At 71.0% G+C, this 6,452-nt stretch carries 8 protein-coding genes; 5 read left to right on the top strand and 3 right to left on the bottom strand.

Annotation, left to right across the window (positions count from 1 at the left end; genetic code table 11):
• From VFZ20_RS28530 to VFZ20_RS28520, 3 genes are all read left to right on the top strand, one after another.
• On the top strand, window positions 1-1,060 hold a 1,060-nt coding region (locus VFZ20_RS28530), incomplete at its 5' end, for a hypothetical protein (protein WP_329687368.1).
• A 143-nt stretch (window positions 1,061-1,203) separates the two neighbouring features.
• A complete protein-coding gene (locus tag VFZ20_RS28525) occupies window positions 1,204-1,677 on the top strand; it encodes a DUF6174 domain-containing protein (protein ID WP_329687367.1) in 474 nt (157 codons plus the stop codon).
• A 165-nt stretch (window positions 1,678-1,842) separates the two neighbouring features.
• On the top strand, window positions 1,843-2,484 hold the full coding sequence (locus VFZ20_RS28520) for a hypothetical protein (RefSeq protein WP_329687366.1): 642 nt from the start codon (window positions 1,843-1,845) through the stop codon (window positions 2,482-2,484).
• A 180-nt stretch (window positions 2,485-2,664) separates the two neighbouring features.
• Here VFZ20_RS28520 and VFZ20_RS28515 read toward each other — a convergent pair whose 3' ends face one another.
• Both VFZ20_RS28515 and VFZ20_RS28510 read right to left on the bottom strand, forming a co-directional pair.
• The gene (locus VFZ20_RS28515; protein WP_329687365.1) at window positions 2,665-3,108 is read right to left on the bottom strand and encodes a hypothetical protein; all 444 of its coding nucleotides are present in this window, start codon (window positions 3,106-3,108) and stop codon (window positions 2,665-2,667) included.
• Window positions 3,109-3,140: 32 nt separating this feature from the next.
• Complete coding sequence (locus tag VFZ20_RS28510) at window positions 3,141-3,890, bottom strand: hypothetical protein (RefSeq protein WP_329687364.1); 750 nt, start codon at window positions 3,888-3,890, stop codon at window positions 3,141-3,143.
• A 314-nt stretch (window positions 3,891-4,204) separates the two neighbouring features.
• Between VFZ20_RS28510 and VFZ20_RS28505 the strand changes: the two genes are divergently transcribed.
• Together VFZ20_RS28505 and VFZ20_RS28500 are read left to right on the top strand one after the other, a co-directional pair.
• Window positions 4,205-4,738, top strand: a complete 534-nt coding sequence (locus VFZ20_RS28505; RefSeq protein ID WP_329687363.1) for a secretin N-terminal domain-containing protein — start codon at window positions 4,205-4,207, stop codon at window positions 4,736-4,738.
• Between the two features lie 109 nt (window positions 4,739-4,847).
• Window positions 4,848-5,318, top strand: coding sequence for a DUF6174 domain-containing protein (locus VFZ20_RS28500; protein WP_329687362.1), 471 nt, complete (start codon window positions 4,848-4,850; stop codon window positions 5,316-5,318).
• Window positions 5,319-6,004: 686 nt separating this feature from the next.
• On the opposite strand, the gene VFZ20_RS28495 is transcribed toward VFZ20_RS28500, so the two are convergent.
• Window positions 6,005-6,452 (bottom strand): GreA/GreB family elongation factor (locus tag VFZ20_RS28495; RefSeq protein WP_329687361.1); only part of this gene is annotated, 448 nt, incomplete at its 5' end.

Below are 6,452 nucleotides of genomic sequence, written 5' to 3'. Positions count from 1 at the left end.
CCGCGGGCGCGTGGCCCAGGTGATGGACGGGTGGCTCGTGCTGGCCGTGGAAGAAGCCTCGGTGGGCGCCGACACGGAGCGCACGGTGGCCCTGCTCAACGAGATCGTCCCGCACTTTCGCCAGCACGCCGTCCCGCTGCTCAGGCAGACGTTCACGGCGGACCTGCCCGTGACCGGGCCGGAATCGGGGCAGCTCGTGGTGCTGGTCCGCGGCAACGTCTCCGGCGTGGGGGGCGTGGCCTACGGCGCGTCGTATCCCGACGGCACCGCCTCGCACGTGCTGCAGGTGGAGATGGATCCCGGGCGCGACGCGGGCTCGCTCCTGGAGGTGATCGTCCACGAGGTGGCGCACGCCTTTCAGCTGGAGTTCGCCGTGCGCAGCGTGCCCGCCTCGGTGTCGTGGGACCGCCCGTTCACCCGCTGGGCCATCGAGGGTGGCGCCACGCTCGTGGAAGCCGAGGCGCTGCGCCGCGCGGCGGGCCGGCCCTACGCGGGGAACGTGGACTTTCGCGCGGCGCCGGCTTCCAGCATCGACGAGGCCTACCTGCGCGAGGCCGTCCTGGGCAACGGCTCCATCACCTCCGGCTACAACTCCCCCGCGAGCCTGCTGCTGGACCTGGTGGACCGGCGCGTGCGCGCGGGCGACGACCTGAACGTGGCCCTGCGCGAGGTTTCCCGCGGCGCCCTGGAGGGGTGGTACGGCCGTTCCCACGAGTCCCCGCCACGCCCGGGGATGACGGCGCGCATGCAGAAGCGCATTCCCGGGTGGCGTGCGGACGAGGCCATCCTCCAGTGGGCGCTCACGGCGGCCGCGGACGACGTGGTCAAGGATCGTGACCTGCAGAACCGCGCCTGGCTGCGCACGGGCGACGTGGAGCTCACCAGCCAGTACGGGTGGCCGCCCTTTCGCGAGCTCACCGGCGGCTCCAACCGCCTCGTGCAGTTCACCCGGCCGTCGGGAACGTCCGGGTGGGTTCGCCTGCGGGACCCGGGGCAGGGAATCTCGTTCCGCGTGCAGGCGGTGCCGTCCGTGCAGTGGCGGCTGCTGCGCGTGCGCTGACGCGCGGCCGCGACGGACGGCGGATCGAAACTGGAGGCGCGGAGGAACTTCTCCGCGCCTTCCGCGTTCTTGTTGGATGGGACGGCGGGCCGTATCGTGCCGCGCCGTCCGTCGGCTGAACTCACCTGACCGTTCCGGGACCCATGCGACACACGATCCTGATCGCCGCCGCGCTCGCGCTCGCGCTCGCGCTCTCCGCGGCCGCCTGCACGCCCGCCGCCGCCCCGCCGCCCGACGCGCCGGCGCCCTCGTCCACCCCCGCCGAGGCGTCCGCCGCGCGGCGCACGTGGGAGTCGCGGCGCCCGGCCGCGTACGCGTACACCCTGGAGATCTCGTGCTTTTGCGTGCACCGCGGCGCGTACGCCGTGGAGGTGCGCGACGGGCGCATCACCTCCGCGCGCGACGCGGCCACGGGCGCGCCCGCGCGCGAGTCGCAGGTGGAGTGGCTGCTGACGGTGGACGCCCTGTTCGAGGCCATGCGGATGGCGTCGTCGGCCGGCACCCCGGTGCGCGCCGTCTTTGACCCGGCGCAGGGGTATCCCACGGAGGTGGAGATCGGGATGCTGGCCAACGATTCGGGCACCCTGTACCGCATCACCCACCTGCGCGCGCTTTGATCCGGTTGCCCGCGGGAAGGCGGCCGAGGTGCCCCCTTCCCGCGCGGATTGTCATCTTCCATCCGCTGTGCCAGAACGTCCTGTACCGCGCCCGTCCGGCCGTGTAGCTTGCGTGGAGCAGGACCTCCCGCCCGCGTGACCCTCCTCCCGAAATCGATTGGCGAGATGCAGTTCGCAGTGGTGTTCGTGGAGTACCTCGTGACGGGCTCCGGCGCGGTCATCTGGATGGGGATCGTGCTGGGCGTGACGCTCACCAGCGTGGTGAACCTGCAGCCGGCCCAGGTGGCGCTGCTGGTGCCGGTGATCTACCTGGCCGGCATGCTGGCCGACGCCGTGGCGTCGCTGCTGCTGCACTACCCGGGGCGCCGGGCCAAGCGCCACCCGCTTCCGTGGCAGAACCGCGCCGTGCTGGTGCCGGATCTGCAGCCCCGCACGGCGTGGGTGCCGTTCGTGGTGCTGCACTCGCCGCAGCTGGGCCAGGAGCTCCTGTTCCGCGCCAGCCGCGACCGCATTGCCCGGGGCGCGCTGCTCAACGCGCTGCTCATCCTGGTGGCGATGATCGTCTTTCCCGCCAACCGGCAGGACCTGCTGCCGTTTCTCCCCCCTCCGTCGGTGACCACCGCGACGGGCGCGGGGCTGGTGGTGCTGGCGGCCGTGCTGTGGTGGGCGGCGGAGAGCAGCACCACGCAGTTCCTGCAGACGTCCGTCACGCTCATCGAGCACAAGCTGGCCCGCGAGCGCAGGCCGGAAAAGCCGGGCCGGGCCGGCATCACCGTCCCCTACACCCCCCGCCGCCGCGACCTCTGACGCCCCCGGCGCAGACGGCGACGTCCAACTACTTCTCACAGAGCCGCGGAGGCGCAGAGGAACTCGTTCGCAATGAAGTACTCTGCGCCTCCGCGGCTCTGCGTGAGAATGTTGTTCCATTCATGACGACGAGCCCGGACGATGATGATCGTCCGGGCTCGTTCGCGCGCTTGCGGTGGATCAGACGAGCGGGTTGTTGGTGCTCTGCTCGTCGGCGCGGCGGGCGCGGATGCCGTTGCCGATGTCCTCGCCGTGCTGGACGCGGCCGTCGGCGCCCTCCAGCCCGTCCGCGGGCTTGGCCTCGATCCCGTTGCCGATGTCCTCGCCCGGCGTGACGCGGTGGGCGCCGCCGCCCGTCTGCGCCTGGCGCTCGCCGCGCTCCATGGGGTTGCCGGCCGCCTCGCCGGCCATGCCCTCGCGGCCGCTCATGTCCTCGCGGTCGTGGAGGCGCTCGCCCTCGCCCATGCGTCCGGGCATCTCGCCCGTGACGTCGCGCTGGCCCGTGCGGTTGGCGTAGGCCGTGGCGTTCTCGATGTCCTCCAGCCGGCCTGGCTGCATGTGCAGCTCGCGCCCCGTGTTCTCCGGGTGCCCGTCCGTGCGGATGCCGTCGTCGTTGCGATCCATCGTCTGCATCTCCGGTTGTGGGTCGTCCAGGGCTACCAGCGCTCCACGCGCCGGTAGAACTCCGCGTCGCTCAGGGGCTGCGAGTAGCCGCCGCGCCCGGTTCCGCCCAGGCCGCGGTCGTAGGCCCGCGCATGGCCGCTGCCGTAGCTGCCGCCGCCCAGCTGCCGGCCGCCGAAGCCGCGCCCGCCGGCGGAAGCGCCGAAATCCTGCCCGTAGCCGCCCCCCTGGCGACCGCCGCTTCCGAGCGTGTGGCGGCCCGACGCGCCGTAGCCTCCGTCGTGGAAGTCGCTGCCGTAGCGGCTCATGCCGCCGCCCTGCATGCCGCCGCGGTAGTCGCTGCCGTAGCGGTCCATCCCGCCGGAGCGACCCGATCCACCCCCGTGGCCCTGCCAGCCCCAGTCGTAGTTCACGTCCTGGCTGCCGCCGCCCGTGCGCCGGCCCTGGTCGTAGTCGATGGCGTATCGGCCACGCGGCAGGCCGCCGCCGCGCTCCTGGGCCATGCGCGCCTGGAACGACGGGCCCATGCGGGCCTCGGTGCGCTGCGTGATCTCGTCGCGGCCCACGCCGCCCTGGTAGTCCCAACCGTACGACTGCTGCGCGGACGGGCCGTGGCCGCGCCACTGCCATTCGCCGCGGTGCAGCCCGGCCTCGGGACTGTTGGTGTAGCGGCCCCGGTTGAGGCCGCTGTTGGCGTTCTGCCCGCCGGCGCCCGGCACGTCGCCCCAGCCGTAGCGCGGCCCGCCGAACTGCCCGCCCTGTCCCGTCAACGGATTGCCTGGCATCGTCCACCTCCCTGTTCGCTGGTGCGGCCAACTCGTTGGGGCGGATGACGGTTGCAAGGCACGTTCCGGGGAAGGGCCCTCACCCGCTCGCTGTCGCTCGCACCCTCTCCCGCAAACTGCGCGGGAGAGGGTGTAGACTTCTCACAGGGTGCCTGCGCTACGCTGGATCTACGCAGATGCGCGGTTGAGCCCCACGCAGTCTGTGGGGCTTTCCGCTGTCGTTGCGGCGGCTTCAGCCGCTCCGTCTGCCCGCAGACATCCGCAACGCGCTGCGTTATCTTCATCTACACACGATCCACATCGCAGGACCATCGATGAAGCATCGCATCCGTTTTCTCGCCGCGCTCGCGCTGGGGCTCGCGGCCGCGCCCGCGCAGGCGCAGGCGTCCGCGTGCCGCGCGGACGGGGCGCGCTGCATCACCGTCACCTTCGAGGAGACGGAGATGCGCGACGTGGCCGCCACGTTCGTCGCGTTCAGCGGCACGTCCATCGTGCTGGGCGAAGGCGCGGGCGGGAGGGTCACGGCCGACATCCGCAACCAGTCATGGGACGTGGCGCTGGGGGCCATCCTGCAAGCGCACGGGCTGGCCGCGCGCGAGATCGCGCCCGGGCTGCTGCGCGTGGACCCGTTGAAGCGCCTGGCCGCCCTGGAAACCGTGGAGCCGCTCGTCACCCGCGTCTTTCGGCTGCGCTACGTGCCCGCCGCGTCGGTCGCCACCTCGCTGGCGGGGGTAAAGAGCGAGCGCGGTACCATCGCCGTGAACGAGGAGGCGAACGCGCTCGTCGTCACCGACACGCCGGCGGTCATCACGGCCATGGAGCGGCTCATCGGCCACGACGGTAGCTGATCGCAAGTCGTTGCGGCACAAGGATGATGCGCGGCGGTGTCCGAAATGGGCGCCGCCGCGCGTTTCTCTGACGTCCGAATGTCGACAATCCTCGAACCGACGAACGCATATGATCAGCATCCGACCGATCGCGCTCCTCCTCGCCCTGTCCGCCGCCGCCTGCTCCGGCAAGGACGACCTGTTGATCTTCGTGGATACGCAGCCGGTGGAAGGCGTGGCGGGCAACGTGGCCCAGCAGCGCCAGAAGTGGGAAGGGAAGGGGATCGACGACTACCGGTTCGCCTACAGCCGCGTGTGCTTTTGCCTGCAGCACGGGACCGTTCAGGTGACGGTGCGCGACGGGCGCGTGACGGACGTGCGAAAGGTGGAGAGCGGCGAGCCCGTCGCGCGCGAGTACTGGCGCGAGTTTCCCACGGTGGACGAGCTGTTCGGCGCCATCTCCGACGCGCAGGGCCGGGAGGACGTCACGGCCGTCAAGTTCCACCCCACGCTGGGCTACCCGGTCGAGGCGGAGATCGGCACCCTGGCCAACGACGCGGGCGTGCGCCACGTGCTCAGCGGCCTCGCCGCCATCGACTGATCGGAATGGCGCGGAGGGGATTCTGCGGATGTCCGTCGTATCGGCGGAGCCCGCGCGAACGCCCCCTCCGCTCGCCCAGGCTCGCACCTCCCCCAGAAAACCCTGGGGGAGGTTGTTGTTTCCCGGAGCCCGTGCCGGCGTGGCACTCGCCCGTGCTGGACAGTCCGCGCAGGCGGACTTCGCGACTTCCAGTGGCAAATTATGCCGATTGCTGGATCCAAACTGGTGAACTCCACCCTCGCGCCGGAGCGGCCGAAGCCGCCGCTGGGACAGCGGAAAGCCCCGTCTCGCGCCGACGCGCTTTGCGAACGAGGCTTCAACCGCCAAATACGGGCTATCACCCGGCGATGGGGCGGGCGTCGCGGCAGGATGGCGGCCGCGCAGTCCGCGAAGGCGGACGTTGTGCCGTTCCAGCGGTGAATTCATTCGCTCCGGCTGGGGGGACGGCCATTACCGAATCAGATCCGCAACGAGCATCATTCGCTCATCGGGGACTCCGCCGGTCCGCTGATCCGTCCATCCGTTCATCTGCCCATCCGCTCATCGAGGACGCCACCCATCCGCCATCTGACCAAATCCGCCGACGCGCCCGATAGCGATCAATCCGCTCCACCAAACGCCGAAGCCCCGGCACCTCGCGAGGAGGGCCAGGGCTTTTGTGCATCCAGCGGAGAATCGGCCGGGCGTCAGGACGCGCTGCCGCCCGCGTTCACCATCTGGGGCAGGGTCACCACGTCCTTGATGTGCAGCTTGCGCTCGCCGCGCGGCAGCTGAAGGCTCACCTTCTCGCCCTTCTTCTTGCCCATGAGCGACTGCCCCAGGGCGCTGGCCATGGAGATCTGCCCGCTGTCGATATCGATGAAGTCGCCGAACGCCAGCGTGTACGTCTCCTCTTCCCGCGTACGCATGTCGACCACCGTCACGCGGCTGCCGAAGCCCACGCGGTCGTCCGGGATCTGCGACAGGTCGATCTTGCCCAGCTCCGCCGCGCGGCGGGTGAGGTGGTTGAGCCGCGCCTGCACGAACTGCTGCCGCTCCAGGGCCGACTTGTACTCGGAATTCTCCTTGAGATCGCCATGCTCCACGGCCTTCTGGATGGCCTTCGGGAGGACGATCTGGAGCTCGTGGCTGAGC

The organism is Longimicrobium sp., from assembly GCF_036280135.1.
Classification (GTDB): Bacteria; Gemmatimonadota; Gemmatimonadetes; order Longimicrobiales; family Longimicrobiaceae; genus Longimicrobium.
Note: the sequence above shows the minus strand (reverse complement) of the source record. Positions and strands in the feature narration are given on the sequence as shown.

What these genes read in the sequence shown, in the direction of transcription:
- VFZ20_RS28525 (WP_329687367.1), top strand. Translation starts at nt 1,204, where the DNA reads ATGCGACACACGATCCTGATCGCCGCCGCGCTCGCGCTCGCGCTCGCG.
- VFZ20_RS28510 (WP_329687364.1), bottom strand. Translation starts at nt 3,890, where the DNA reads ATGCCAGGCAATCCGTTGACGGGACAGGGCGGGCAGTTCGGCGGGCCG.
- VFZ20_RS28500 (WP_329687362.1), top strand. Translation starts at nt 4,848, where the DNA reads ATGATCAGCATCCGACCGATCGCGCTCCTCCTCGCCCTGTCCGCCGCC.
- VFZ20_RS28505 (WP_329687363.1), top strand. Translation starts at nt 4,205, where the DNA reads ATGAAGCATCGCATCCGTTTTCTCGCCGCGCTCGCGCTGGGGCTCGCG.
- VFZ20_RS28520 (WP_329687366.1), top strand. Translation starts at nt 1,843, where the DNA reads ATGCAGTTCGCAGTGGTGTTCGTGGAGTACCTCGTGACGGGCTCCGGC.
- VFZ20_RS28515 (WP_329687365.1), bottom strand. Translation starts at nt 3,108, where the DNA reads ATGGATCGCAACGACGACGGCATCCGCACGGACGGGCACCCGGAGAAC.